At 48.6% G+C, this 25,758-nt stretch carries 25 protein-coding genes; 16 read left to right on the forward strand and 9 right to left on the reverse strand.

Going from position 1 to position 25,758, the window contains the following annotated elements; translation table 11 throughout:
- Positions 1 to 42 precede the first annotated feature (42 nt).
- The 10 genes from dnaA (at position 43) to BD_RS00050 (ending at position 11,310) form a co-directional block, all read left to right on the forward strand.
- The gene (gene dnaA, locus BD_RS00005; protein ID WP_231839228.1) at positions 43 to 1,416 is read left to right on the forward strand and encodes a chromosomal replication initiator protein DnaA; all 1,374 of its coding nucleotides are present in this window, start codon (positions 43 to 45) and stop codon (positions 1,414 to 1,416) included.
- A 232-nt stretch (positions 1,417 to 1,648) separates the two neighbouring features.
- A complete protein-coding gene (dnaN, locus tag BD_RS00010) occupies positions 1,649 to 2,755 on the forward strand; it encodes a DNA polymerase III subunit beta (RefSeq protein WP_011162627.1) in 1,107 nt (368 codons plus the stop codon).
- Positions 2,755 to 3,879: a DNA replication/repair protein RecF gene (gene recF, locus BD_RS00015; RefSeq protein ID WP_011162628.1), complete on the forward strand. Its 1,125-nt coding sequence runs from the start codon at positions 2,755 to 2,757 to the stop codon at positions 3,877 to 3,879. The genes dnaN and recF overlap by 1 nt, the downstream gene beginning before the upstream one ends.
- A gap of 86 nt (positions 3,880 to 3,965) precedes the next feature.
- Positions 3,966 to 6,386 carry a DNA topoisomerase (ATP-hydrolyzing) subunit B gene (gene gyrB / locus BD_RS00020; protein WP_011162629.1) on the forward strand — a complete coding sequence of 807 codons (2,421 nt, stop codon included), beginning with the start codon at positions 3,966 to 3,968 and terminating at the stop codon, positions 6,384 to 6,386.
- A gap of 23 nt (positions 6,387 to 6,409) precedes the next feature.
- A complete protein-coding gene (gene gyrA, locus BD_RS00025) occupies positions 6,410 to 8,893 on the forward strand; it encodes a DNA gyrase subunit A (protein WP_011162630.1) in 2,484 nt (827 codons plus the stop codon).
- A 1-nt stretch (position 8,894) separates the two neighbouring features.
- Complete coding sequence (locus BD_RS00030) at positions 8,895 to 9,692, forward strand: tetratricopeptide repeat protein (protein ID WP_011162631.1); 798 nt, start codon at positions 8,895 to 8,897, stop codon at positions 9,690 to 9,692.
- Complete coding sequence (locus BD_RS00035; RefSeq protein ID WP_011162632.1) at positions 9,692 to 9,928, forward strand: AtpZ/AtpI family protein; 237 nt, start codon at positions 9,692 to 9,694, stop codon at positions 9,926 to 9,928. Before BD_RS00030 ends, BD_RS00035 begins: the two co-directional genes overlap by 1 nt.
- On the forward strand, positions 9,925 to 10,281 hold the full coding sequence (locus tag BD_RS00040) for a hypothetical protein (protein WP_011162633.1): 357 nt from the start codon (positions 9,925 to 9,927) through the stop codon (positions 10,279 to 10,281). Before BD_RS00035 ends, BD_RS00040 begins: the two co-directional genes overlap by 4 nt.
- Positions 10,271 to 10,960, forward strand: a complete 690-nt coding sequence (gene atpB, locus BD_RS00045) for a F0F1 ATP synthase subunit A (RefSeq protein ID WP_011162634.1) — start codon at positions 10,271 to 10,273, stop codon at positions 10,958 to 10,960. The genes BD_RS00040 and atpB overlap by 11 nt, the downstream gene beginning before the upstream one ends.
- 32 nt (positions 10,961 to 10,992) lie before the next feature.
- Complete coding sequence (locus BD_RS00050) at positions 10,993 to 11,310, forward strand: ATP synthase F0 subunit C (protein ID WP_011162635.1); 318 nt, start codon at positions 10,993 to 10,995, stop codon at positions 11,308 to 11,310.
- A gap of 98 nt (positions 11,311 to 11,408) precedes the next feature.
- Here the strand turns inward: BD_RS00050 and BD_RS00055 are convergent, their stop codons facing one another.
- A complete protein-coding gene (locus BD_RS00055) occupies positions 11,409 to 12,329 on the reverse strand; it encodes a hypothetical protein (RefSeq protein ID WP_041583427.1) in 921 nt (306 codons plus the stop codon).
- A 144-nt stretch (positions 12,330 to 12,473) separates the two neighbouring features.
- Here BD_RS00055 and BD_RS00060 point away from each other — a divergent pair, with 144 nt between their 5' ends.
- The gene (locus BD_RS00060) at positions 12,474 to 12,962 is read left to right on the forward strand and encodes a hypothetical protein (RefSeq protein ID WP_011162637.1); all 489 of its coding nucleotides are present in this window, start codon (positions 12,474 to 12,476) and stop codon (positions 12,960 to 12,962) included.
- A 43-nt stretch (positions 12,963 to 13,005) separates the two neighbouring features.
- Positions 13,006 to 13,983, forward strand: coding sequence for a MerR family transcriptional regulator (locus tag BD_RS00065; RefSeq protein ID WP_011162638.1), 978 nt, complete (start codon positions 13,006 to 13,008; stop codon positions 13,981 to 13,983).
- Positions 13,984 to 14,016: 33 nt separating this feature from the next.
- On the opposite strand, the gene BD_RS00070 is transcribed toward BD_RS00065, so the two are convergent.
- The 8 genes from BD_RS00070 to BD_RS00105 all read right to left on the reverse strand — a co-directional run bounded on the left by BD_RS00070 (position 14,017) and on the right by BD_RS00105 (position 21,570).
- Entirely contained in the window at positions 14,017 to 15,384 is a 1,368-nt protein-coding gene (locus tag BD_RS00070; protein WP_011162639.1) for a phosphomannomutase/phosphoglucomutase, read from the reverse strand.
- A gap of 47 nt (positions 15,385 to 15,431) precedes the next feature.
- Complete coding sequence (locus tag BD_RS00075; RefSeq protein ID WP_011162640.1) at positions 15,432 to 16,382, reverse strand: 4-hydroxythreonine-4-phosphate dehydrogenase PdxA; 951 nt, start codon at positions 16,380 to 16,382, stop codon at positions 15,432 to 15,434.
- Positions 16,375 to 17,319 carry a peptidylprolyl isomerase gene (locus BD_RS00080; RefSeq protein WP_226987866.1) on the reverse strand — a complete coding sequence of 315 codons (945 nt, stop codon included), beginning with the start codon at positions 17,317 to 17,319 and terminating at the stop codon, positions 16,375 to 16,377. Before BD_RS00080 ends, BD_RS00075 begins: the two co-directional genes overlap by 8 nt.
- On the reverse strand, positions 17,312 to 18,280 hold the full coding sequence (locus BD_RS00085; protein ID WP_011162642.1) for a peptidylprolyl isomerase: 969 nt from the start codon (positions 18,278 to 18,280) through the stop codon (positions 17,312 to 17,314). The genes BD_RS00080 and BD_RS00085 overlap by 8 nt, the downstream gene beginning before the upstream one ends.
- Before the next feature lie 12 nt (positions 18,281 to 18,292).
- On the reverse strand, positions 18,293 to 19,102 hold the full coding sequence (locus BD_RS00090) for a peptidylprolyl isomerase (RefSeq protein WP_011162643.1): 810 nt from the start codon (positions 19,100 to 19,102) through the stop codon (positions 18,293 to 18,295).
- A 47-nt stretch (positions 19,103 to 19,149) separates the two neighbouring features.
- Complete coding sequence (locus BD_RS00095; protein WP_226987867.1) at positions 19,150 to 19,683, reverse strand: lysophospholipid acyltransferase family protein; 534 nt, start codon at positions 19,681 to 19,683, stop codon at positions 19,150 to 19,152.
- 134 nt (positions 19,684 to 19,817) lie between these two features.
- A complete protein-coding gene (locus BD_RS00100; RefSeq protein WP_011162645.1) occupies positions 19,818 to 20,786 on the reverse strand; it encodes an electron transfer flavoprotein subunit alpha/FixB family protein in 969 nt (322 codons plus the stop codon).
- Between the two features lie 10 nt (positions 20,787 to 20,796).
- Positions 20,797 to 21,570, reverse strand: coding sequence for an electron transfer flavoprotein subunit beta/FixA family protein (locus tag BD_RS00105; protein WP_011162646.1), 774 nt, complete (start codon positions 21,568 to 21,570; stop codon positions 20,797 to 20,799).
- Between the two features lie 180 nt (positions 21,571 to 21,750).
- Here BD_RS00105 and BD_RS00110 point away from each other — a divergent pair, with 180 nt between their 5' ends.
- From BD_RS00110 to BD_RS00125, 4 genes are all read left to right on the forward strand, one after another.
- The gene (locus BD_RS00110; RefSeq protein ID WP_011162647.1) at positions 21,751 to 22,410 is read left to right on the forward strand and encodes a succinate dehydrogenase cytochrome b subunit; all 660 of its coding nucleotides are present in this window, start codon (positions 21,751 to 21,753) and stop codon (positions 22,408 to 22,410) included.
- Between the two features lie 11 nt (positions 22,411 to 22,421).
- The gene (locus BD_RS00115) at positions 22,422 to 24,338 is read left to right on the forward strand and encodes a fumarate reductase/succinate dehydrogenase flavoprotein subunit (RefSeq protein ID WP_011162648.1); all 1,917 of its coding nucleotides are present in this window, start codon (positions 22,422 to 22,424) and stop codon (positions 24,336 to 24,338) included.
- Between the two features lie 10 nt (positions 24,339 to 24,348).
- The gene (locus BD_RS00120; RefSeq protein ID WP_011162649.1) at positions 24,349 to 25,137 is read left to right on the forward strand and encodes a succinate dehydrogenase/fumarate reductase iron-sulfur subunit; all 789 of its coding nucleotides are present in this window, start codon (positions 24,349 to 24,351) and stop codon (positions 25,135 to 25,137) included.
- 300 nt (positions 25,138 to 25,437) lie between these two features.
- On the forward strand, positions 25,438 to 25,689 hold the full coding sequence (locus BD_RS00125) for a hypothetical protein (protein ID WP_011162650.1): 252 nt from the start codon (positions 25,438 to 25,440) through the stop codon (positions 25,687 to 25,689).
- Positions 25,690 to 25,758 lie beyond the last annotated feature (69 nt).

The following is a 25,758-nucleotide window of genomic DNA, read 5'->3' on the forward strand; positions in this document are numbered from 1 at the left end:
GTGGAATTAAACTCGTCTTTTTGGACACTTATCAAAACAAAGATGAAAAGCCGGAACGACAACAATAAGTTGTTGGATACCTGGCTTGATCCTATTGAGTACGTGAGTACCACGGGCTCTGCGGATCGTCCGCGCCTGGTCCTGGGAGTACCCAACGCCCTTCACCAGTACTTCGTGATTGAGAACCTGCAGGATAAGATTTATACTGAAATTTCAGATACTTACGGCAAGCCGTTCGAGGTCGAGTTCAGTATTACGGGGAACAAAATAAATTCTCATATTGAGACATCCACAACCCCGGATGAGGTTTTAAGCGGTTCTGAGATCCTCCAAGCGCAATTGGCGCGTGCTCAGAATATCCAGCCTACTCAACCAAGGTCCAGTTCCGACACTTTGAACTCGGAACTGACGTTTTCGACCTTTGTCGTGGGGAAAAACTCTGAGTTTGCCCATGCGGCCTGTTATAACGTCGCCCGCAACCCTGGGGCTGATGACTACAACCCTCTCTATATATATGGACCGGTGGGAATGGGTAAAACCCATCTTTTGCACGCCGCTGGAAATCATATTCGCGAACAATATCAGCACCTTAGAATTACATACATCTCGGCTGAACGCTTTATGAATGAGTGTATTTCTGCCATCCGCCGCCATGAAATGGATAAATTCCGCCAGAAGTACCGTGAAAATTCGGACATTCTTCTGGTGGACGACGTTCAATTCATCGCCCGGGGTGAGGCTGTTCAGGAAGAATTCTTCCACACCGTCAACAGCTTCATCGATAGCCGCAAACAGGTCATCCTGGCCAGCGATCGTATGCCCAAGGATATCCATGGCCTTGAGGACCGCAGCCGCACCCGTCTGGAGCGGGGTTTGATTGCGGACATCACCATGCCGGATCTGGAGACCCGTATTGCCATCCTTCGCTACAAGGCTGAAAAGTACAATGTCCGCCTTCCTGAAGACGTTGTGAACTACATAGCCAGAATATCCAAACGTTCCATCAGAGAGCTTGAAGGCAATCTGAAGAAGGTGAAGATGTTCTCGGAGCTTCAGGGTCTGCCGATTGATCATGAACTTGTGAAACGTATTTTGGCCCACCACGAAACCCAAAGCACGATCTCGGTTGAAGAGATCATGAAGCTGGTGGCGGATCATTTTAAAGTGCGTGTCTTGGACCTTAAATCTTCAACCAGAGCCAAGCCGATTGTCGTTCCACGTCAAATCGCGATGTATCTGATTAAGAAGTTCCTGGATAAATCTTTGGTGGATATCGGCAAGTCTTTCGGAGGCAAAGATCACACAACTGTGATGAATGCTCTGGAACGGGTCAAGAATCTACAGGCGGCGGACCAGGATATCGCCAAGGATATCGAAGACTTGGAACAAAGAATCCACAATATCACACGGGTGTGAATGTGGACTGTGGAAAGAGTTGTGGAAGAGTTTGGGGCTTAAAATGTGGATCCGAGTTACCCCCAAAAAAGGCTCAAAAACTGCAAAGTTGTACAGAGTCTTTATCCACAAATGTTTTTTAGTGTTTACATGGACTTAGGGGATTTGTTAGGTTTTCCACGCCCCTACTACTACTACTAGATATTTATATATATAGAATTAGATAATAAGAGCGTTCAAAAGAGGGTCTTTCATGAAATTAGAGATTGATAAGCGAGATCTGTTAAGTCTTATCGGAAAAACACAGAACATCGTTGAGAAGCGCAACACCATGCCCATCCTCATCAATGTTTTGTTGGAAGCTGATCAGAACACTTTGAAAGTTTTTGCCACCGATCTGGAAGTCAGCCTTACTGATCAGATCAAAGTTCAAGTTCATCAGGCCGGCAAAGTAGCTGTCAGCGCAAAAAGTCTTTTTGATATCGCCAAGGAACTTTCTGAAGGTCCGATCACTTTGATCAAAAAAGAAAACAACTGGTTGGAAATCAAACAAGGGAAATACACATCCAAGATTGTGGGTATCTCTGCAGAAGAATATCCGATCTTCCCGACTTACAACTCTCAGGCCTTCATCAAGATTCACGCTCAAGTGCTGAAAGAGATGATTGATAAAACAATCTACTCTGTGTCCACAGACGAAACTCGCTACCACCTGAACGGTGTGTTTTTTGAATTGAATCCTCAGACAGGTTTCAAAATGGTTGCGACCGATGGTCACCGTATGAGCCTGGTGAACAAACCTTCCGAGGACATCAAGGTCAATGCCACACAAGGTGTGATCATTCCGCGCAAAGGTCTGCACGAGATTAAAAAAATTCTGGAAAGCATCGACGGCACTGTGGAAATAGCTGTGGAAGGCTCCCAATTCGTATTGAAACATTCATCAACAATTCTGATGATTCGTTTGATCGAAGGAAAGTACCCGAATTATCAACAGTTTATTCCACAGAAGCTTCCGCAAAAAGTGATGATCAGCCGTGATGCGTTCCTGACTTCACTGAAACGTGTATCCCTTTTGGCGAATCAGAAATCCAAAGCGGTGTTGTTGAATCTATCCAACGGCCGTATGGAGATTTCTTCGAACAACCCTGAACTGGGTGATGCAAAAGAAGAGATCGAAGTGGATTACATGGGCGGCGAAATCAAAATCGGTTTCAATGCGAAGTACATCACTGACATCCTGACCAGCATGAACCAGGACAAAATTGATTTCGAACTGAATGATCATCTTTCACCAGGATTGATGAGACCTCACAACGACCAGACTTACACCTGCGTTGTGATGCCAATGAGAATCTAATGATTTTCGAAAGACTGCGTCTGGTTAATTTCCGAAATTATCGGGACGTGGTTTTGTCCTTCTCTCCTCGGGTGAATGTTTTCCTCGGAGAGAACGGACAGGGTAAAACAAATCTCCTTGAGGCGATGTACATGATCTCTCAAGGGGACTCCTTCCGCTACTCTGACAACTCCACCCTGATCAACACGAACACTTCCGAGTCGGTTATCCAGGCGCTGATTACTCAGAACGATCTTCATTACAAACTGAAACTGGGTCTTTCAAAAAGCCGCAAGGTTTTAACCCTGAACGACAAGCGTGTGAACTCGGCCGACATCCGAAAGATTTTTGCCAGTGTCGTGTTCAGTCCTGAAAGTCTATCTTCGATCAAAGAAGGGGCAGATCACCGCCGCGAGCTGGTGGATGAGTTGCTCGTAACTTTTGACCGAAAAAATGCCCAGTTGATCGCCGATTACCGAAAAGCGCTGAAAACGCGCAATAAGATCCTGAAGAACTTTTTGGAGGGTTTGCAGGATAAAGTGGTCACCCAGAACCTTTTGGAGTCTCTAAACCCCCAATTTGTGCGTTTAGCGACCGATCTGACCCACGCCCGCATCACGGCATTGCACGGACTTTCCAAAGATTTCAATAATGCCATGCAGTACATTTCTGGCAATTCCTCTGTGGATATCTCGGTGGAATACCTTGTTTCCGATCAAAATGCGGTGAGTTTCACACGTGAAGAAGTTGAAAATGCAATCACAAAACGACTTCGCGAACTGCATGATGCGGAGCTCTCAAGTGGAACAAGTTTGGTGGGTCCTCATAAGCACGACATTGTGTTCCTATATGGGCAAAAAGACTCACGATTTTTCTGTAGCCAGGGGCAGCAGAGAGCGATCATTCTTTCTTTCAAAATGGCCCAAATTGTGTATCATAGGAAGGCTCACGGGACCTATCCTGTGCTGATGTTGGACGATGTACTTTCTGAGCTCGATAAAGCCAAAAGAGATGCACTGATTACGTTCTTACACGAGATCAATACGCAGATTTTTGTGACGACGACGGATTTCACATTGCCTGAATCATTCAGCCTCGATCAGCTCCGCGTGGTGCGCATCAAGGATGGCCAAATCCTTGAGTAGCTTTCTGCAGTTTCTCAACTGCGGAAAATGATGAACGCGACACCTTCGAATCTGTCGAGGGGTATGCAAAGCAATGAGGGGTTCCAGTGTCAGCAGAAGAACAAAAATCCTATTCAGCCGATTCAATTCAGGTTCTCGAAGGTCTCGAGGCGGTTCGTAAGCGTCCCGGTATGTATATCGGTGATACCGCTTTCAAGGGCTACCATCACCTTGTGTATGAAATTGTGGATAACTCGGTAGACGAACATTTGGCTGGTTACTGCAAAAAAATCAGTGTCTCCATCAACGCCGATGAATCCATCACAGTCGAAGATGACGGTCGTGGTATTCCGGTGGCTACTCAGAAACAAACCGGCAAGTCCGCGCTAGAGCTGGTGATGACCGTTCTCCACGCCGGTGGTAAATTTGACGGCGGCGGATACAAAGTGTCCGGTGGTCTGCACGGTGTGGGTGCTTCCGTTGTGAATGCGCTTTCTGACCGTGTGTCCGTGGAAGTTCAGCGTGAAGGTCATTTCTGGAGACAGAACTACGAGCGCGGAAAAATCCTGGCGCCCGTGGCTCAGGGTGAAACCACCACAAAAACTGGAACGAAAGTAACTTTCAAACCGGATCGCACCATCTTCAAAGACGAAACTCTGAGCTACGACTTCACTACTCTGGCGAATCGTTTCCGTGAATTGGCATTCCTGAATGCGGGCCTGCATATCTCTTTGACCGATGAACGCAACGGCAAAAAGCAGGACTTCCAGTATTCCGAGGGTGTGGCTGAATTCGTGAAGTACATGAATCAGTCCAAAAAATCCCTGCACAACGAAGTGGTTTACTTCAAAGGCGAAAAAGACAATGTCGAAGTCGAAATCGCCATGCAGTGGAATGATTCCTACTCTGAATCTGTTTTCACTTATTGCAACAACATCAACACGCATGAAGGTGGTACTCACCTTGTCGGCTTCCGTGCCGCTTTGACTCGTACAACGAATGCGTATGCGACTGAAAAAAATCTTCTGAAAGATCTGAAAGCCAACCTTGAGGGGGAAGACATCCGTGAAGGTCTGGCAGCCGTTATCTCTGTGAAAGTTCGTGAACCACAGTTCGAAGGTCAGACCAAAACCAAGCTGGGTAATGCCGAAGTCAAAGGTATCGTCGAAACCCTGGTGAATGAAAAACTGGCCGACTGGATGGATCGCAATCCATCTGTAGCAAAAAACATCATCATGAAATGTGTGGAATCCGCGCGTGCCCGTGAAGCTGCCAGAAAAGCCCGTGATCTGACTCGTCGTAAGACAGTTCTGGATGGTGGCTCTCTGCCAGGTAAAATGGCGGACTGTCAGGAACGGGACCCGGCACTTTGTGAACTGTACCTGGTGGAGGGGGACTCCGCAGGTGGATCCGCGAAGCAAGGACGCGACCGTCGCACGCAGGCGATTTTGCCGTTGAAAGGTAAAATCCTGAACGTCGAAAAAGCGCGTTTTGACAAAATCATTTCTTCGGAAGAGATCAAAGTCATTATCTCCGCTTTGGGGACCGGTATCGGTAAAGACAACGTGAATGTGGATAAAATCCGCTATCACAAAATCATCATCATGACCGATGCCGACGTCGATGGATCCCACATCATGACTTTGCTTTTGACGTTCTTCTACCGTCAGATGCCACTGGTGCTTGAGCGTGGTTATGTGTATATCGCGCAACCACCTTTGTACCGTGCGAAAAAAGGCAAAGAGGAAACTTACCTGAAAAATGAAGCGGCCTTGACTGAGTATCTTCTGAGCTCGGGCCTGGGTAACTTCAAAATCAAAGGCAAAGAATCCCTGCCGGAAAAAGATCTGCGTCAGCTGATCTTGAACATCCAGCGTTTCAACGACCTTCTGCGTGTTTCCTCGAAGAAATACGACAAGGACGTTTTGTACTTCCTGCTAAGCAAAGTGACTGATTTTGAAAAAACATTCACGGACGCGAAAAAAATCGAACAGGTTCTTACCGACCTGGGTGCGTGGGTTAATTCTGACCAGACTTTGGGTATCACCGAATACAAAGGTGAAGTTAAAACCGAAGCTGAAACCGGAAAAATGTATGCTGACATCTACACCGTTCGTTATGCCGACCGAATGACAACAAAATTCAGCACAGACAATCTGCGTTCTTCCGAGATCATCGAGCTTAGAAAAATCTGGGCCGATATTCAGGCGATCAGCACTTTGCCTTTGACGATTCTTGAGGGTGATAACGAAGTTCAGTTTGAAAACTACAATGACTTCTACACTCACGTTATGGAATCCACGAAAAAAGGAATCTACATCCAGCGCTATAAAGGATTGGGAGAGATGAATCCGGAGCAGTTGTGGGAAACCACTCTGAACAAGGAAAACAGAACTCTTCTGAAAGTGACTATCGACGATGCCGTTGCCGCCGACGAAACATTCTCCATCCTGATGGGTGAAATGGTTGAGCCTCGTCGTCAATTCATCCACGACAACGCATTGTTGGCACGAAGCCTGGACGTTTAATTTTTTAAGGGATTTGAAATTTTATGGAAAATAATCAAGAAGAAAAAGGCGTCACGTTAGTTGATATCAGCAAGGAGATGCGCGGAGCCTATCTGCAGTACTCCATGTCTGTGATCGTGGGCCGTGCCCTGCCGGATGTTCGTGACGGTTTGAAACCGGTTCACCGCCGTGTCTTGTTTGCTCAAAGTGAAATGAACAACCGCCACAACAGACCGTACTTGAAGTCGGCCCGTGTGGTCGGCGACGTGATCGGTAAATATCACCCGCACGGTGATGCTTCCGTTTACGATACCATGGTTCGTATGGCCCAGGACTTCTCCCTGCGCTACCCGCTTGAGGATGGTCAGGGGAACTTCGGTTCCATCGACGGTGACTCTCCGGCAGCTATGCGTTACACCGAGATCCGTTTGACCGCTTTGGCAGAAGAACTGCTTAATGATCTGGAAAAAGAAACTGTTTCTTTCGGTCCGAACTACGATGACTCTTTGTTGATCCCGACGGTTCTTCCATCCAAGTTCCCGAACTTGCTGGTGAACGGTTCTGCGGGTATCGCGGTTGGTATGGCGACGAACATTCCTCCGCACAATCTGGGCGAGGTTATCGACGGATGTATCCATCTGATCGGAAACCCTGACTGTCAGATCGAAGATCTCATGCAACACATCAAGGGTCCGGACTTCCCGACTTGCGGTGTGATCGCCGGCCGTGAAGGCATCTTGCAGGCCTACAAAAAAGGCCGTGGCATCGTCACTATCAAGGCGGTGGCGGAAATCGTTCAGGTCAAAGACCGTGAAGAGATCATCATCACCGAGATCCCGTACCAGGTGAACAAAGCCAAGCTGATTGAAAGCATGGCGGACCTTGTTCGTGACAAACAAATCGAAGGCATCTCTGACATCCGTGATGAGTCTTCCCGAGAAGGCATGCGTATCGTTGTTGTTCTGAAACGCGGTGAAAATGCCAGCGTGATCCTGAACAGACTTTACAAGTACACGCAGATGCAGACGAGCTTCGGTATCATCATGCTGGCGCTGGATGCGAAAAACCAGCCAGTGACTTTCGATCTGAAAGGCATGCTGGAAGCGTTCGTGGATCACCGCCGTGACGTGGTTACGAAACGTTGTATCTTCGAACTGAAAAAAGCCCAGGAGCGCGCGCACATCCTGGAAGGTCTGAAAAAAGCCCTGGATCACATCGAAGAAGTGATCAAAACCATCCGTGCTTCCAAAGAGGCTAACGCCGCACGTGAAGCATTGATGTCGAAATTTGAATTCTCTGAAAGACAAGCTGTTGCAATCCTGGAAATGCGTTTGCAGCGTTTGACCGGTCTAGAACGTGACAAGATCGTTGCGGAACTGGCTGAGTTGATGAAACAAATCGACTGGTTGAAGTTCGTTCTTTCTGACGTTCGCGAGATTTACAAAATCATCGTGAGCGAACTGGAAGACGTGAAAAAACGGTACGCCGATCCACGACGCACTCAAATCACGGGTGATCTGAGTGATCTGGAAGACGAAGACCTGATTGCTGATGAACAGATGGTTGTGACTGTGACCAACACAGGCTTGATCAAACGTATCCCGGTAGAAGAATACCGCGTGCAAAAACGTGGCGGTAAAGGCCTGAAGGGTATGGAGACCAAGGAAGAGGACTACGTCACGGACATCTTCTCTGCGAGCACAAAAACCATGCTGTTGGTCTTCACCGACAAAGGTAAGGTTTACTGGTGTAAAGTTCACCGTCTGCCTTTGGGCACAAGAACTTCCAAAGGGAAATCTTTGGCGAACGTGGTTCAGCTTTCCAATGGTGAAAGCGTTCGTGCGATTTTGCCGGTGAATGAATTCAGTGAAAACAAATACGCCGTGATGCTGACTGAAAAAGGCGTTATCAAGAAGACATCTTTGGATGCCTTTGCGAACCCTCGTACCGCAGGTATCATCGCATTGACCACCGATCTTGATGACGGTGTGATCGATGTGAAGATCTCTGATGGTCAGAGCGATATCTTCATTGCAACCAAAGAAGGTATGTCCATCCGCTTCAACGAAGCAGATGTGCGCGAGATGGGCCGTACCGCCCGCGGCGTGAAAGCAATCACTTTGGCAAAAGACGATGTCGTGGTGGCGATGGAAGTTCTTGAGAAGAACACCAAAGACACCATCTTGATGGTGACCTCCAAAGGTTACGGTAAACGTTCAGAAACGGGCGAATACCGCATCCAGTCCCGTGGTGGTGTGGGTATCATCACTCAAAAGACCACGGACAAGGTCGGTCTGGTCATCGGCACCAAAAAAGTCGCTGACAATATGGAACTTATTCTTTCCACCGACAAAGGGCAGGTTATCCGCATGAAAGTGACGGACATCTCTGTTCTGGGTCGTAACACCCAAGGTGTGCGTCTGATCAATATCGACGAGAAAGACGAGACTGTGACGGGCGTGGCGGTTGTGGCTGAAGACGAAACGGCGACGGAGGAAACTCCAGCACCGGAAGGCGCACCACACTAATATGATCAGAGCCTTGCTGGTCGTCCTAGTCTTGGCTCTGTCCGCCTGCTCTTCGCAGGAAGAGGCGGACTTTAAACAAGCTCAAAAATCCATATCCCAGGGTCATCATCGGATCGCCCTGGGGTATCTGGACCGGGTTATCAAAAGAAACAGCAGCAGTAAATTCCCTCTGGAAGCTGCCCGGGAAGCCGCAAGAATCTCGTTTTTTGAGATCAAGGACTTCAATAAAGCCATCAATTATCATCACTACATTGTTCTGCATTCAACGGATGAGGCGGAACGCCTTGAGTCCCAGAAACAGATCGCTTCTATCTACTTCAACAATCTGCAGAACTATCAGATGTCGATCATTGAATACAGCAAGCTGCAACAGATGCCTCACACGGATCTGGAGGCCGCCCAGTACAAGATGAACGTGGCCCGTGCGCAGTACTATCAGAATAACTTCTTTCAGGCAGAATCCGAGATCGATTCCCTGTTGAAACTAAAAAGTGATGACAACATCCGTTTCAGCGGCCTGATGCTGAAGGGTAACATCCTGGTGGCGAAGAAGGATTTTAAGAATGCCGCCGCCATCTTCAAAGAACTGATTGATAAGTATCCGGATAAAGCGATTCAGGAAAACGTCGCCCTGACTCTGGCGGTTTGTTATGAAGAGAATTTGGACTTTAAGAGCGCCATTGCCGTGTTGGAAGAGCACCGGGGTAAGTACAACCCTCCTGAATACATCGAACTGCGAATCAAGCGCCTGCAGGAGCGTATGAAGAACGCTCCGGGAGCGAAAGGATTCAGGAAGTAATGAAAAAGTATATAATCTTTGCATCCATCGGCTTTGAACTTGTCGGTTTGATCCTGGGATGTTTTTACCTTGGCCAATATCTTGATCAAAAGTACCAAACCAAGGGTCTTATCTTTGCGGTATTAAGCCTTGCCTCTTTGGCTGGCTGGCTGGTCAGGGTTATCTGGTTGCTGAATCGAATTCAGAAACAAGATGAGAAAGAATCAGAATCCAAGAAACCACCCGGGACGCCATGAAATATGTACTCGCCATTCAAGCCCTCACCACCCTCCTTGGAGGCGTCCTTTTAGGGTTTTTTGCCGCACCACAACACACCTACTCCTTCATTTCAGGGGCTTTGGTCATTTTGGTGAGCTTTTTCCTGATGGGATGGGCCTGGGGATTGATCTTCAGTAAGAAATTGGTTGCCCTAGCCATCGGGATCATTGTATTTAAGTACGCGATTTTAGGGATTATTATCTTTAAGCTTGTAGACCAAACTTGGTTCGACACTTTGTGGTTCGCACTAGGGGTCGCAAGTTTTATTCTTTCAGCGCTGGGATATGCGGTGAAAGAAGCCTTAAGAGAAGGAAAAGAAGATGTCATTTAACTGGACACAATTGGTTCCGGGTGTTGGTCACGAGTACGCACACGTTGCGACTCTGGGTATTGCCACTGTAGCAGCAGTAGGTATCGGTGCAGCTGCACGTGCTTCTCTGGGTAAAGGTGAAGCCGCTGTATTGCCAGCAAGCAAGTTCTCTTTGCGTGGTATCTTCGAGCTTTTGACTGAGATGACTTCCGGTCTGGCTGACATGGTGATCGGCGAGCACGGCAAACACTACATCCCGTTCTTTGCTTCCGTGTTCTTCTTCATCTTGTTCAACAACTTGTTGGGCATGATCCCGGGTATGACTCCGGCGACTGAAAACATGAACACCACATTCGGTTTCGGTGTGTTGATGTTCTTGTTCTATAACTTCCAGGGTGTAAAAGAAAACGGACCAGTTGCTTACCTTAAGCACTTCATGGGTCCGGTGATCTTCCTGGCTCCATTGATGTTTGTGATCGAGATCGTTTCCCACATCGTTCGCCCATTCTCTTTGGGTCTTCGTCTAGCGAACGTAATGATGGGTGACCACACGGTTCTTTCCGTGTTCCTTGATCTGGTTCCAATCGGTGTACCAATTCCATTCTACGTGATGGGATTGTTCGTATGCTTTGTTCAGGCTTTTGTATTTACTTTGCTTTCAATGGTCTACGTGGCATTCGCGATTGCACACGATCACTAAAAGGCAAATTTTTAAACCATAAGGAGTTCCACATGAAAAAAATGATCATCGCAGCTATCGCTATGTTCGCATCTTCTTCCGCTTTCGCTCAAGAAGCAGCTGTTGCAGTTACTGAAACTGTAGTTGCTAACTCTGACCGCGGTCTTGTTGCTATCGCAGCAGCTCTTGCAATCTCTATCTCTGTATTCGCAGGTGCAATGGCTCAAGGTAAAACTGCTTCCACAGCTTTGGAAGGTATCGCTCGTAACCCAGCGGCTTCTGGTAAGCTTTTGATCCCAATGATCTTGGGTCTAGCTCTTATCGAATCCCTAGTAATCTACGCTTTGATCATCGCTTTGGGCTTGAAATAATTCAGGCTTGATCTCTTGATCAAGAAGGCCGTTTTAGCGGTCTTTAGAAACCCACAACTTTCATCGGTTGTGGGTTTTTTATTTTGTGCTGATGAATTCTAATACGCGGGCGTAAGCGACTTTTTCAGTCCGGTGCTTTCATACACTTTCACACCGTCTTTCTTTAACTCTTTGGCCTGATGGCAGACGTTCTTAAGTTCTGACAACAAGTTCTGATCTTGCGCCGTAAGAGTCTTTGCCAGATCCACACAGTCTTCCAGAATCAAGCGCAAAGCCTCCTGGGCCTTGAAGGACGTATTATAAACATAGCGGTCACTGCGTTCTGTGTCTTTGTGAGTAAAACCGTGAGGCTTGTGAGTCACATGGTAATTGCGCAGAAGTTTCTCGATTGTGGTTTCTTCAAGGCTAGCGGAGCGCTCAAAGAAAATCTGCATCTTCGCGTAAAGGACAAAGCTCTGGATCGTGCGTTTCTTGTGCTCCTCATCCCGATATCCTCCTAAGTTGCGAAAGGACTCTTTGGCGTCAAAGAAGTCCTCTTGCGCGTCTTCAGAATGCATCAGGTGCAACGATTCCCGGGTGTCATCTTCCATCAAACGAGCGCGATCAAACAGGTAGTGCGCAAACTCATGAATCACCGTCCAGTCATCCACACTTTCAATCAATAGAATGGTCGGCTTTTTCACTGTGTAAGCATAGTTGGTTTCGGTCATGTACTGCCCGATGGCACCTTCCGAGAAAAGCTTGATAAACTTTGCGGGAATAATGTCCTCCGTGGCATACGGAAGATACGGTACAGTGATAGGAAGATTTTCCGGATCCTTCACGGCGTAGACATCAATACCGAAAGACTGAACGTAGGTGATTTTTTCCTTTAGCGACATATGCAGCATCGGGGTCAGCAGATTCAGCTGGATGTTCTTTTCAAAGTCCACGGTCGTACAGTCACGGCAGTCCGCCATAGACACGGAAGCGCTAAAAACCACAGAAAGAATCACAGCCGCCAGTCGAATCAGAGTCATCACTTCACCTCGTGGTGCTTAAATGCAAATGAGATGACAGCTCAAAAGCCCTAGATTTCAGGATAGAAATTTTAAGTGTCGAATACTTAGACAGGGGCCTTTTTCCGTCTTGAGACGCTTTGAAGGCCTTGGTATTTATGGAGTATGAAGCAATTTGAAAACCGCTGGATCTTTGAGTTCGTTGAAGAAAAACCCGACGCCATCATCAAGTCGATGTTCGGCGGACTGGCACTGTACTATCAGGGCCAGCTGAAGATGCTTCTTTCAGAAAACGTCGGCGACTACTCCTATCGCGGTAAAGAATACGACTTCGAAGTGTGGAATGGTGTTTTGATTGCGACCGACCGGATTCATCACGAGTCCCTGCAGAAGCAGTTTCCTTTTTTGGTGAATCATCCGGTTCTGCCGAAATGGCTGTATCTGCCCTTCACGTTCGAAGGTTGGGAAGAGCGCATCGAAATGATCACCTGCCTGGTGCGAAGCTCAGATCCCCGTGTGGGTGTGTGGCCCCAGGAAAAAGCGCGCAAGAAAACGAAGAAGAGAACCGTCAAAAAAGTCGTTAAAAAGAAAGTGACCAAGAAGGTCGCCAAGAAAGTCGTTTCCAGATCGAAAAAACCTGTAAAACGCCGTTGACCTTAACCCAGCGTCAACGTTGAGAGTTGTCTTAGAGGTAAGAATGAAAAACTGGCTGACGATTGGACAATTTGCCAAAGCTTCGGGCCTTTCCCCCAGAGCCCTGCGCATTTATGAAGACATGAATCTGCTGGTGCCACCACACCGCGGAGACAACGGTTATCGCTACTATCAGGAAAGCCAGCTTTCTGAAGCTGCTCGCCTGAAAGAGTTCAAAGATCTGGGATTCCTGCTGGAAGAAGTGAAAGCTCTTCTGCGGGCCGATCGAGATCTGGATAAATCAAGTCTGGTAAACTCACTCAGCCGTCGTCTGGATCTGGTGCGTGAGCAGTCGGATCAGCTGCAGGATCAGCGCCGACAGATTGAACAACTTCTTTCTTCTCTGAAGAACAACATAAAGCCCATCGCGGCTGACGAGAGGAGAGCAATCATGAGTTATCAGGGAAATCCGGCCATTGTGGTCACAGGAATCCAAGGACTTCAGAAAACGGCCGAATATATTCAAAAGCATCTTCAGAATCGCAACATTCCCCTGCTGTTTTGGAGTGAGGAACTGGAACTTCCGGAATCTTATATTCTTGTTCTTCCTGAAGACAACCTCGGGGATAAAGGTGTGGAAAACCTGGCGCCCAATGTGATTGTCTTAAATTCCGTGAGTGGTTCAGATGATGCGATTCAAGAAAAGTACCTGCGTCTTTATAACTTTGTGGGTTCTCACGTGACAACGGTGATTCATGCTGAAGATCAGGCACTATTGGATATTGTTTCCAACGAAAGAATCAGAGACACCTACTATCAGTACTATTCAAAAAACCGCGCTTTGGAGAAGCAGATCAAAAAAATTGGCGGTCTGGTTTGTTCCGGCAGTGAAATTTCGTTGTACGGATACAATCTGCAAAAAGAGACGGTGCATTTGAAGTTGGAGAGTCGTCTGGGGTTTACCGACGAGTTGGCTCTTTTAAGTTCGATCACGGCGGTGATGAAGCTGGGACTGCCGACAGAAAGTCTTTGTTTGAAATAAAAAAAGCCGGGTGATGAACCCGGCTTTTAGTTTTTAAAGATACTTGTTTACAATCGCTTCCACGCGGTTGCGGATCGCATCCAGGCCTGCCTGCGAGGAGGATTCGTAACGAACCACCACCACCGGCTGTGTGTTGGAAGAGCGGCACAGCGCCCAGCCGTCAGCAAAGCTCAAGCGGATGCCATCAGTGAAGTCGACTTTATAGTCAGCACCCTCTTTAGCCGGGAAAGCTTCGATCATCTTTTCAACGATCAGAACCTTTTTCTCCTCGGTAGTGTCGATGCGGATTTCCGGAGTGTTGAAAGCCGGTGGCAAACCTTCCAGCAATTGTGGAATGGTCTTGCCGGTTTTTGCCAGGATTTCCACCAAACGCAAAGCTGCGTAAGGAGCATCGTCATAACCGTGGTTGCGGTCGGCAAAGAACACGTGACCGGACATCTCGCCACCGAAAGGTGCTTTTTCAACTTTGATTTTTTCTTTCACCAAAGAGTGTCCGGTTTTCCACATGATCGGCTGACCACCGTGTTTGGCAACATCGTGGTACAGGCGATCAGAACACTTCACGTCGCCAATGATCTTAGCCCCTTTTTGTTCAGCCAAAATCGCGCGGGAAATGATCACCATCAATTCATCCCCGTAAACCATGCGGCCGGTGTGATCAACAACACCGATACGATCGGCATCGCCGTCAAAGCCGATACCGGCAACAGCACCCTCTTTCAGTACTTGCGCTTTCAGATCCACCAGGTTTTCTTCAACCGTTGGATCCGGGTGGTGATTCGGGAATGTGCCATCTGGCTGTTCAAACAAGATGGTTGGTTTCAAACCGCAGGCTTCAAACAGGCCGCGCACCACAGATCCGCCAGCACCGTTACCGCAGTCCAAAACAACTTTGGTGTCCTTGATGTGGCCGAATTCTTTAGCGTAACGTGCGTAGTACATTGGTTTGATGTCGAAGGATTCTTCAGAACCCTGACCGTCAATGAATTCGCCTTTTTGAATGATATGCAAAAGCTTCTGGATTTCGACGCCAAAGATGGTGCCTTTACCCACGGAAATTTTAAAGCCGTTGTACTCTGGAGGATTGTGCGAACCAGTGACCTGAACCGCGCCATCGACTTTTAATTCAAATGTGGCAAAGTAACAAACCGGCGTGGTCACCAGACCCAGGTGGATAACCTTGGCGCCGGAATCCATCAGACCTTTTGCAAGATTCTTGATGATGGCCGGAGAGCTTTCACGCGCATCACAACCCAACGCCACGGTCGGATTAGTGATGTTCTTGTTTTGTTTCATGTAAACGACGTAAGCGCGACCCAGCAGGTAAGCAAAGTTGTCGTCGAACTGTCCGTTATAGACGCCGCGAATGTCGTATTCTCTAAAAATGACGGGTTGAAACATATATCACCTCAATTATTTCAAGGGCTTAGGCTTATAATTTCTGAGCTCTAGAGTCGAGCTAATTTTACCGCCCAGCGAACGGCATCAATCATCGAATGGGGGTTGGCTTTGTTCTTACCAAAGATGTCCTTGGCAGTCCCATGGTCCACGCTGGTGCGAATAAACGGGATCCCCAGGGTCATATGCACGCCACTGTCCTGTCCGTGAATCATTTTAAACGGAATCAGGCCTTGATCGTGATACAGGCTCAAATAAACGGAGTATTTCTTCCAGTTTTGCGGGAAGAAAGCTGCGTCCGGAACCAGGGGTCCTTCAAATGGAATCTTTTTCTCTTTGGCAAAACTTACAAGCTCGGGGAAGAACAAAAGCTCTTCCTGCCCGATCAGGCCGGCCTCGCCGGCATGGGGGTTCAGACCCAGAACACCGATGGGTTTTTTAGCCTGGGACGCGGGAAGTTTCTTTCTGAGCTCATTGGCGTTGAGAAGGGCTTCGGCCAGCACACTGAAACTTAAATGCTTGGTGATTTCTTTCACCGGCAGATGTGCGGTGGCCAAAACCACGTTGAACTTTTCACCGACAAAACCCATGTGCACATGTTTGGCGCCAGAAAGTCTTTTTAAAATGTCCGTGTGCCCAAGGTCTTTAAAGCCCGCCGCTTTGATTGAAGTTTTGGACAAGGGGGCTGTGGCCAGCGCGTGAATTTCTTTCTTCAGGCAGGCCTTGGCGCTTAATTCCACCCATTTCGCAGGTGCCAGGTCCGAGGCAATATCTATCAGGTAAGGACCTTCGATTTCCAGAGCCTGGGAAAGGTCATCCACGGTGATGCGCTCGAATTTCTGATCAATCAGTTTCAAATACTTTTGTGAAGCGCTATCCGGGCGCCACAACAAAAACTGCACGCCCTTTTGCGGGCCCAGGTGATGCAGAGCCTTGGCAGTGACCTCAAAGCCAATGCCATCCACATCCCCGGTCGTAAGAGCGATTCGAAGTTTACTCATTGATACGGATGAACGACTCATCACGTTTGGTTTGAAGCCAGTTTTTCAACTGACGTTTGAAGCTGTTTTCCAGAAGCTGCGCCTTGATTTTGTCTTTGGCGCGTTCAAACTTCGGATCGGTGGTCAGCTTTTTCCCGGTCAGTTTCACGATGTGGAAACCCATGCGGGATTTCACAATCGGAGTGGTCTCGTTCACTTTCAGGCTGGAAATAGCCTCTTCAATTTCCGGAAGAAATTCCCCAGATTTGAATGTGCCCAGAGCCCCGCCGGTGGAGAAATTGGGATCTTCACTGAACTGCTGCGCCAGGTTTTCAAAGTTTTCACCGCTGCGAAGTTTACCCAGCACGGTTTCAGCACGTTTGATGGACGCTTCCGCGCCGCCTTTTTTCGGGTTGAAGAAGATGTGGGACACCGAGAACTCGTCAATGGACGGACGGTTGTTCGGATTTGTTTTCAGATACTCATTCAAAGCGTCTTCATCAGAAATGCGCAGTTTGGAAATGATCTCGGCATCCATCAAAGAGCGTTTTTCAATGCTGTCTTTCAGGAAGCGGCGGTAGTCATCCATGGAAACACCCTGCTGCTGGATCACTTTGGCCAGTTCCGCTTCGCTGACCTGGTTTTTGCGGGCCATTTCTTTCAGTTCGGATTCCACGCGGTCGTTGGTGACGGCCAGATTCAGACGTTTGATTTCAGACTGCAGAATCTTTTCGTTGATCAGGTAATCCAGCTGCGCCTTGCGGTTTCCGATAAGGCTGGTGGCAGGTTTATCAAACAACAAAGACTCATCGACCATGCCCTGTTTTGGAATGCGTTTTACAAGATCTTTGAAGTCAGATTCCAAAACCAGTTCGCTATTCACGATAGCCACAGTTTTTTCCACAATCTCGGCATGACTTGGTGTAGCCACTAGCAAAGCAAAAAGAAGATTAATCATTGGTTCCTCGTGTATCCACCTTGATGGAATTCATCAGTTCATAGTCCTTTAAGACTTTACTACTTCTGAGCTGGGCATCAAGCCATGCGACGTATTCCGCCTGCTCGCGTTGTGCGCGAAGCGCCCGGATAATCTGTGGTTTGACCTCTTCCAGGGACAATGTGGAAGCTGGGGCCTTTTTTTCCACCCGAATCAGATGGATTCCGAATGGACTTTTGATTGTTTGCACGCCGGAGCCGACATTAAACAGGGGATCAAAGTAGTCCACCGTGCCTTTTTCAATCCAGCCGACAACCCCGCCCTGCTTGGCTTCAGGTGTGATGGAATACTTCCGGGCAAGCTCCGCAAAATCACCGGTTTTCAGATCGACTTTGATGGCGTCCGCTTTCGCATCCTCATCCACCACGATCTGGCGCAGGAACACACGTTCTTTGCGCTTGTAGCGGTCTTTGTTGTCCTCGTAGTAACGTTTGATCTCTTCTTCGGTGGGTGCTTTGACCTTTTCGTTGATCTTTTTAAAGACCTCGCGTTCGACCAGGGAATATCTCAGCTCTTCACGCCATTCCGAGAAAGACAGATTCTCCAAAGCCAGGGCTCGGCGGAAGGAAAGATCATCCGGATAGTTCGCGCGCAGTTTGTCGACTTCTTTATCCAGGGTGTTTTCCGAGATCACGATACTTTGCGCCCGTGCCCAGTCCAGCGTCAGGCTTTTCACCAGGAAGTCGCGCAGAATTTCTTCTTTGATGCGATGGATGTTGTTGGGATCCTTCGCGGCCAGGGCGTCGAAATTTCTAAGCCTTCGTGCCAGCTGGTTGGCAAACTGCTTGGAGGTCAGAACGTGATCGTTCACCTTCTCCACAGGTTTGGTGGAGAGTTTTTGATAACTTGATGGACATCCCGCCAAAGCGAGGCTCATAAAAATAAAAAGCCCCGTCAGTGCGGGGCTCTTTGAAAATTTCATCGGATCAAATCCTTATTTAAGAAGACCTTTGTTTTCTTTGATCGGATAAGACTTCTTCATTCTTTCGAAGTAGTCGTTAAAGACCTGTTTTCTTTTTTCATCGAAAACGGCCGCTCTGATCTGGCGTTTGTTCGCGTTCTCAAAGCTTCTGCGACCGGTCAGTTTAATAACGTGGAAGCCAAACTGAGTTTCGATAAGCCCCGTAATCTCACCGACCTTCATGTTGACCACCGCTTCGTAATAATTCGGAACCAGTGTCACGCGGGATTGCCAGCCGATATCGCCGCCAACCTGCTTGGAAAGAGCATCGTCAGAGTAAAGCTTCACCAGCTCTTCAAATGGTCTTTTGCTCTTTTTAACCTCTTCGTAGATTTCTGTCGCACGTTTTTTTGCTTCAGCCACCTGCGCCGGAGTCGCCCCTGCTTTAAACTCAATCAGGATGTGGCTGGTGCGAAGTTCAGGATTCTTGGCATACCAGGCTTTCATTTCAGCATCGGAAACCTGGATCTTCTGAACGCGCTGACCAATGTCTTTTTCCAGAAGGGCTTTGTACATCTCCTGGTTGAAACGGTCTTGAACGATAGGGTCTTTTTGCAGATTGCGCTTTTCAGCCTCCTGAACACCCATTTCGTAACGAACCAGGTCTTCCAGGAACTGCTCTTTGGTTGGCGGGTTGATCGTCTGAGACTTCACTTCGTTGTACTTTTTATTGAAGTCTTCAAGCGTGATAGTTTTTTTACCCACCTGAGCCACGACGTCCGTGGATTTCTGTGCAAAAGCGGTCGCAGAGATGAGCAACAAGATGCTGATTACAAGTTTCATGCTTCAAAAGTCCCTTTAAAAAGTTGAATGAGAACTATGCTAAAACGCTAGCACTGGGCATCATTATCCGCAATGAATTTAAGAGCTTGCTGCCTAGCTTGGTGCAAAAGAGCCTCTAACTCTAGAGCAAGGTCTGGGTTTCTTGGATCGATCTCTTTGCTCACTGGAGCCATCGGTCCCACCCAGTAAATGATCACTTTGGCGAAGGGTTTTGGCAGGAAGGTTTTATTCCATGATTTGGGGAAATGAATCGCACGATCACACGCCACACCCGCGGCGTAAATCGGACCGTGAATCATGCGTGAAAGTTCAAACACACCGGGTTTGACTTTGTGTAACGGGCCTTTTGGACCATCCACAGCAAAGCTGCAATTTCCCCCGTCTTTTACCAAACGCAAAAGACCTTTCAGGGCTTGCACGCCACCGCGTGTGGAAGACCCACGACTGGTTTTTGCCCCCAGCCATTTCAGCACGGTCGCCATCAACTCGCCGTCTTTGGATTGTGAAGCGATGGTGGCGATACGGTATCTTTTGACGATGGATAAAAGAGCGAGCTCATCTCCGTGAAAATGCGCGAGCACCACCGGAGATGGAGTTGCGGAATCAACAGATTGTTTCAGGGAATCAGGCTCGATAAGCCGAACCCTCCATGTCCATGAGAGGGTTCGGTAGAAGACGAAAACAATAATCGGAAGAATATACTTTCTAAACACGATTAGTGGTGAAGAGCTTTTTTGAACTCTTCTGTCAGTTTCGGAACGATATCCAAAGCGTCACCCACGATGCCGTAGGTCGCTTTTTGGAAGATCGGCGCGTTGGCGTCACTATTGATTGCCACGATCACTTTGGATCCGCTCATACCAGCCAAGTGCTGGATAGCGCCGGAGATACCCACCGCGATGTACAAAGTCGGAGCCACTGTTTTACCAGTTTGACCCACCTGCATGCCGTGACCAACCCAGCCCGCATCAACAACCGCACGGGAAGCACCCACTGTGGCACCCAAAACGTCTGCAAGATCATTCAAAATCTTGAAGTTGGCCGCTTCTTTCAGACCACGACCACCGCTGACAACGATGTTAGCTTCAGTCAGATCCAATTTTTCGGAAGCACCCTTCACGATTTCTTTGATCAAGGTTTTCAGGTCCGCCGCTGCAGCCGCGTGTTCAACCACGTTTGCAGTTTTGGAAGTGTCCGCGGCTGCCACTGGAAGTTGATTGGCGCGCATCAAAACGATTTTAACGGCGCTGTTTTCAAAGTTCACCGTCGCAAAACATTTGCCGGAGTACATTGGTTTAACCGCAGTCACGTTGTCGCCAGAAATAGTCAAAGTCGTGCAATCACTTGCCACACCCACGCCCAAACGAGCCGCCACGCGAGGGAAAAGATCCTTACCGGTGGAGGACGCAGAGGCCAGAATGATAGTCGGCTGAACTTTGCCGATGATCGCTGCGATATTCGCAGTGAAAGCCTCTGGATTGTAGGCATCCAAAGAAGCGTCTTTCACAACGTGAACTTCAGAAGCCCCGTTGTGACCCAAAGCTGCCGTCACATCACCTGCGTGAGAACCGAAAGCCACTGCAACCACTGTGTTGCCGGAAGCCGCTGCTGCCTGAAGAAGCTCTTGAGAGCTGCGTTTTAGTTTACCATTTGTGTGTTCAGCAAAAACTAGAATTTTACCCATGTCTTAATCCTTACAGAACCTTCGCTTCATCGCGAAGAAGTTTAACCAGCTCGGACGCTTGTGCAGAAGCATCGCCAGAAAGCATTTTTACAGCTGGTTTATCAGCCGGAAGAGCAAAGCCGGAGTATTTGATTTTGATGTCAGAAGCCGGGATGTTCAAAGAAGCGAATTCGATTTCTTTGATCACTTTCTTTTTGGCTTTCATGATGCCTGGAAGACTTGCGTAACGAGGCATGTTCAAACCCTTGTTCGCCGCCACAACCGCCGGAGTCATCATTTGCACAACTTCTTTCGCGCCACCTTCGATATCGCGCTCAACCACAACGTTTTCGCCATTGAAATTGAATTTCGATACCACTGTGGTGTGAGGAACGTTCAGGAATTCAGCCATCATCTGGCTGACAGAGGAAGCATTGTCATCAATTGCAAGTTTGCCGGAGAAGATGACTTTTGCGCCGCCTTCAGCTTTGATCACTTCAGCCAAAGCTTTTGCCGTGGCAAAGTTGTCCAGGCCTTCGCCGTTCACCACGATCGCTTCGTCAGCGCCCATAGCCAAAGCCGTACGCAAGGATTCAACGACACGAGCCTTTGGTCCAACAGACAGAACCCATACTTGGGATCCCGGATTTGCATCGCGAAGCTTGTTGGCTTCCTCAACTGCATATTCGTCATAAGGGTTCATAACCCATTTAATACCCGCCGTGTCGATACCAGTCTGGTCGGGAGAGATCTTAATCTTTGTTTCGGTGTCAGGCACCTGCTTGATACACACAAAAATCTTCATGTTTTACCCCGTTTTTGAGAGGGTTTCGTTCTATCCCAAGTCCAGGAAAGGCAAAACTAAATTGTATATTTAACGTGTCGCGAAACATGACGGGGGACATGGACAAAAAGCTGCACCCGGGAGTAAAGTAACTGGAAACTTATTGAGAAAATACACACCAAAAACAAGGGGTTCTACACCATGTCTGGATTTCTCGGATCTACGGTCGGGAAAAAGTACCTAATGGGAATCACCGGTTTAGTCTGGGCGGGATTTGTTCTCGCACACATGGCCGGCAATCTACTCATCTTTGTCAGTAACGATGCCTACAATGCTTACGGACACGCACTGACAAGCGGAAACATCATCTACGTCGCGGAAGCCGTTCTGGTTCTGGCGTTGATCGTGCACGTTTTCTGCGCCCTCAGCCTCACGAAGAACAATCGTGAAGCCAAACAACAGCGTTATGCTGTTGCTGCGGGTGGAAAGAAGAAAGTCACTCTGGCCTCTCGTACCATGGCGGTTCAGGGCAGTTTGATTCTGGTCTTCATCATCCTTCACCTGATCACTTTCAAATACGGCACGCACTATGAAACCACCGTCAATGGTGTGGTGATGCGTGACTTGGCGAAACTGATGTTTGAAGTCTTCCAGAGTCCGGCTTACATCGCATGGTATGTGGTGTGTCTGGTTCTTCTGGGCTTCCATCTAAGTCACGGTGTCGGCTCCACATTCCAGTCTTTGGGTCTGATGGAAGGCACATACAGAAACACGTGGAAAAAACTCAGCTACGGTTATGCCGTGGTTGTGGCTGCGGGTTTCATCGCTCAACCTGTTTACATTTTCCTTGTCGGTAACTAAGGGGACAACACATGGCTCACAATTTAGACAGCAAAATTCCAAGTGGCCCGATTGAATCCAAATGGACCAAAACCAAGTTCGACTACAAGCTGGTGAACCCGGCGAATAAAAGAAAGCACTCCATCATCGTGGTGGGAACCGGTCTTGCCGGCGCCTCTGCAGCGGCTTCTTTGGGTGAACTGGGATACAAAGTAAAAGCTTTCTGCGTGCATGAATCCCCTCGCCGTGCCCACTCTGTGGCGGCTCAAGGTGGTATCAATGCTGCGAAAAACTACCAGAACGACGGCGATTCCACGTACCGTCTTTTCTACGACACCGTTAAGGGTGGTGACTTCCGTGCACGTGAGGCCAACGTTTACCGTCTGGCGGAAGTGTCTGCGAACATCATCGATCAGATGGTGGCTCAGGGGGTTCCATTTGCCCGTGAATACGGCGGAACTCTGGCCAACCGTTCTTTTGGTGGCGCCCAAGTGTCCCGCACTTTCTATGCCCGCGGTCAGACAGGTCAGCAGCTTCTTCTGGGTGCTTACTCAGAGATGATGAGACAGGTTGATATTGGCAACGTTGAATTGCGCAGCCGCCGCGAAATGCTGGATGTTGTGGTGATCGACGGCAAAGCCCGCGGCATCGTGGTACGTAACCTTTTGACCGGCGAAATTGAATCTCACGAAGCTGATGCGGTGGTGATTGCTTCCGGCGGTTATTCCAACGTGTTCTTCCTTTCCACCAATGCGATGAACTGTGCGGTGACGGCAGCGTGGAAAGCCCACAAACGTGGCGCTTACTTCGCGAACCCTTGTTACACTCAGATTCACCCGACTTGTATTCCGGTTCACGGCGAAAACCAGTCCAAACTGACTTTGATGTCTGAATCCCTGCGCAACGACGGTCGCGTTTGGGTGCCAAAAGCTGTCGGTGACAAACGTCATCCAAATGACATCCCGGAAAACGAACGCGATTATTATCTGGAGCGTGTGTACCCGTCCTTCGGGAACCTGGCTCCTCGTGACGTGGCTTCCCGTCAGGCGAAATACCGCTGTGACGAAGGCCGTGGCGTGAATGAAACCGGCAAAGCTGTGTATCTTGATTTCGCGGACGCGATCAAGCGTCTGGGTGAAGACAAGATCTCCGAGCGTTACGGAAATCTGTTTGAAATGTACGACAAAATCACCGGCCAGAATCCGTACAAACAGCCGATGATGATTTACCCGGCTCCTCACTACACCATGGGTGGTCTGTGGGTGGACTACAATCTGGAATCTACGATTCCAGGTCTGTTCGTTGCGGGTGAAGCGAACTTCTCTGACCACGGTGCCAACCGCTTGGGTGCGTCTGCACTGATGCAGGGTCTGGCGGATGGTTACTTCGTACTGCCGTTCACTTTGGGGAACTACCTGGGTGGAACCAAACTTGAAAAAGTGGCGACCACGAATGAAGCCTTCAAAGCGGCTGAACACGGCGTGAAGGAAGAAATCAAAAAAATGATGAACATCAAAGGGGCCCGCACAGTGGACAGCTTCCACAAAGAGCTGGGCAACGTGATGTGGGAATACTGCGGTATGGGTCGTAACGAAGCCGGCTTGAAGAAGGCCCTTCAGGAAATCCCAAAAATCCGCGAAGAGTTCTGGAACAACGTGCGTATTCCGGGTGATGCAAATTACCTCAACGTCGAGCTTGAAAAAGCAGGACGTGTGGCGGACTTCCTGGAGCTGGGTGAGTTGATGTGCCGTGATGCCCTGGAGCGCCAGGAATCCTGCGGCGGTCATTACCGTGAAGAGTATCAGGTGGATGGCGAAGCCAAACGTGATGACGAGAAGTTCTGTCACGTGGCTGCTTGGGAATACACTGGCGAAAACAAACCGTCCGTGCGTCACCAGGAAGAGCTGAAATTCGAAAACGTACACCTAGCAACTCGTAGCTATAAATAAGAGGCGTAGCATGTCTGGAAAAAATATTAATCTGACTTTGAAAGTTTGGAGACAAAAAGGCCCGAAAGACCAGGGGGCCTTTGCAGAGTATCAGGCCAAGAACGTTTCTGAAGACGCTTCTTTCCTGGAAATGCTGGATGCTGTGAACGAAGAGCTGGTTGCAAAAGGTGATGAGCCTATCGCCTTTGACCACGACTGCCGTGAAGGTATCTGTGGTACTTGTGGTTTTGTGATCGACGGTGAAGCCCACGGTCCGATGAAATCCACAACTGTGTGTCAGCTGCACATGCGTAATTTCAACGACGGTGCGGTTCTGACAATTGAGCCTTTCCGTGCAAAAGCCTTCCCGATGATCAAGGACTTGATGGTGGACAGATCCGCTTTGGATCGTATCATCTCTTCCGGTGGTTATATCTCTGCGAACACCGGTAACGCGGTTGACGCCAATGCGATTCTGGTTCCGAAGGCCGATGCGGATGAGGCGATGTCTTCTGCAACGTGCATCGGTTGTGGCGCATGTGTGGCGGCTTGTAAGAACGCCTCTGCGGCCCTGTTCACTTCCGCGAAGATCTCTCACATGGCACTGCTTCCGCAGGGTCAGGTTGAAAGAAAAGAACGCGCCATGCGCATGGTGGGTGCGATGGATGCAGAAGGCTTCGGTGCCTGCACCACAACAGGTGCGTGCGAAGCAGCCTGCCCGAAAGAAATCCAGCTGACCAACATCAGCCGCATGAACCGCGAATTCTTCGTGGCCAACGTCACCAAACGTGAAAAACACAAAGACGGCGGCGCCGGCTAAATCTTCAAAGGGAGTCTTCGGACTCCCTTTTTTATTTCCAAAAGGTGCCTGGTGACTTTTTACACCTACGGCGCGTTAAGTCCCCCTAAACACGGCTATTCTGTTTAGACTTCTGCTTGTTAATTCGCTCACTTAAGGTAAATGACGCTGTGTAGGTGTAAAAAATCACCAGGCACCTTTAACCTTTAAATTCTGCATCATGGGTCTGTCTTATTGAGAGACATCTTTGAATCAATTCATCTTCGAATACTTCTAAAGCTTGTTCAGCAAACTTCCGAAACTAGACCAAGGATTGGGCTTATGAAGAAGATTGATCAACTGATGGCAGAACTGGGCTTTAACAAAAACGCACCCGACAGTGTGAAAGAAGCCTTTATTAAACACCTCATCAAAGCTTCAACAGGAGTCAGCGTGCCGACTCCTTCTGAGAAAAAAGAGATGGCGGCAAACCCTGAACGCATTGTTCAGTTTAAAACCCCTCAACAACTCAGTTTTGATTTTGTTGAGGACGCAACACCTAGACCAAAGACCAGCAAGAAAGCCGTGTCTTAGTCGAGAGCCCGGTGGAAATCCCTGCTCACCACTGGACTTTCGTCTGGAAACAACTGGACTTTGAGCCAA

Source organism: Bdellovibrio bacteriovorus HD100 (assembly GCF_000196175.1).
Classification (GTDB): Bacteria; Bdellovibrionota; Bdellovibrionia; order Bdellovibrionales; family Bdellovibrionaceae; genus Bdellovibrio; species Bdellovibrio bacteriovorus.

Bases quoted from the DNA above. Each gene is read 5' to 3' on its own strand.
- BD_RS00080 (WP_226987866.1), bottom strand. From the start codon at position 17,319: ATGATTAATCTTCTTTTTGCTTTGCTAGTGGCTACACCAAGTCATGCC.
- BD_RS00100 (WP_011162645.1), bottom strand. From the start codon at position 20,786: ATGGGTAAAATTCTAGTTTTTGCTGAACACACAAATGGTAAACTAAAA.
- BD_RS00065 (WP_011162638.1), top strand. From the start codon at position 13,006: ATGAAAAACTGGCTGACGATTGGACAATTTGCCAAAGCTTCGGGCCTT.
- BD_RS00030 (WP_011162631.1), top strand. From the start codon at position 8,895: ATGATCAGAGCCTTGCTGGTCGTCCTAGTCTTGGCTCTGTCCGCCTGC.
- BD_RS00035 (WP_011162632.1), top strand. From the start codon at position 9,692: ATGAAAAAGTATATAATCTTTGCATCCATCGGCTTTGAACTTGTCGGT.
- dnaN (WP_011162627.1), top strand. From the start codon at position 1,649: ATGAAATTAGAGATTGATAAGCGAGATCTGTTAAGTCTTATCGGAAAA.
- recF (WP_011162628.1), top strand. From the start codon at position 2,755: ATGATTTTCGAAAGACTGCGTCTGGTTAATTTCCGAAATTATCGGGAC.
- BD_RS00060 (WP_011162637.1), top strand. From the start codon at position 12,474: ATGAAGCAATTTGAAAACCGCTGGATCTTTGAGTTCGTTGAAGAAAAA.
- dnaA (WP_231839228.1), top strand. From the start codon at position 43: ATGAAAAGCCGGAACGACAACAATAAGTTGTTGGATACCTGGCTTGAT.
- BD_RS00040 (WP_011162633.1), top strand. From the start codon at position 9,925: ATGAAATATGTACTCGCCATTCAAGCCCTCACCACCCTCCTTGGAGGC.
- BD_RS00110 (WP_011162647.1), top strand. From the start codon at position 21,751: ATGTCTGGATTTCTCGGATCTACGGTCGGGAAAAAGTACCTAATGGGA.
- BD_RS00090 (WP_011162643.1), bottom strand. From the start codon at position 19,102: ATGAAACTTGTAATCAGCATCTTGTTGCTCATCTCTGCGACCGCTTTT.
- atpB (WP_011162634.1), top strand. From the start codon at position 10,271: ATGTCATTTAACTGGACACAATTGGTTCCGGGTGTTGGTCACGAGTAC.
- BD_RS00070 (WP_011162639.1), bottom strand. From the start codon at position 15,384: ATGTTTCAACCCGTCATTTTTAGAGAATACGACATTCGCGGCGTCTAT.
- BD_RS00125 (WP_011162650.1), top strand. From the start codon at position 25,438: ATGAAGAAGATTGATCAACTGATGGCAGAACTGGGCTTTAACAAAAAC.
- BD_RS00085 (WP_011162642.1), bottom strand. From the start codon at position 18,280: ATGAAATTTTCAAAGAGCCCCGCACTGACGGGGCTTTTTATTTTTATG.
- BD_RS00120 (WP_011162649.1), top strand. From the start codon at position 24,349: ATGTCTGGAAAAAATATTAATCTGACTTTGAAAGTTTGGAGACAAAAA.
- BD_RS00055 (WP_041583427.1), bottom strand. From the start codon at position 12,329: ATGACTCTGATTCGACTGGCGGCTGTGATTCTTTCTGTGGTTTTTAGC.
- BD_RS00115 (WP_011162648.1), top strand. From the start codon at position 22,422: ATGGCTCACAATTTAGACAGCAAAATTCCAAGTGGCCCGATTGAATCC.
- BD_RS00050 (WP_011162635.1), top strand. From the start codon at position 10,993: ATGAAAAAAATGATCATCGCAGCTATCGCTATGTTCGCATCTTCTTCC.
- BD_RS00075 (WP_011162640.1), bottom strand. From the start codon at position 16,382: ATGAGTAAACTTCGAATCGCTCTTACGACCGGGGATGTGGATGGCATT.
- gyrA (WP_011162630.1), top strand. From the start codon at position 6,410: ATGGAAAATAATCAAGAAGAAAAAGGCGTCACGTTAGTTGATATCAGC.
- BD_RS00105 (WP_011162646.1), bottom strand. From the start codon at position 21,570: ATGAAGATTTTTGTGTGTATCAAGCAGGTGCCTGACACCGAAACAAAG.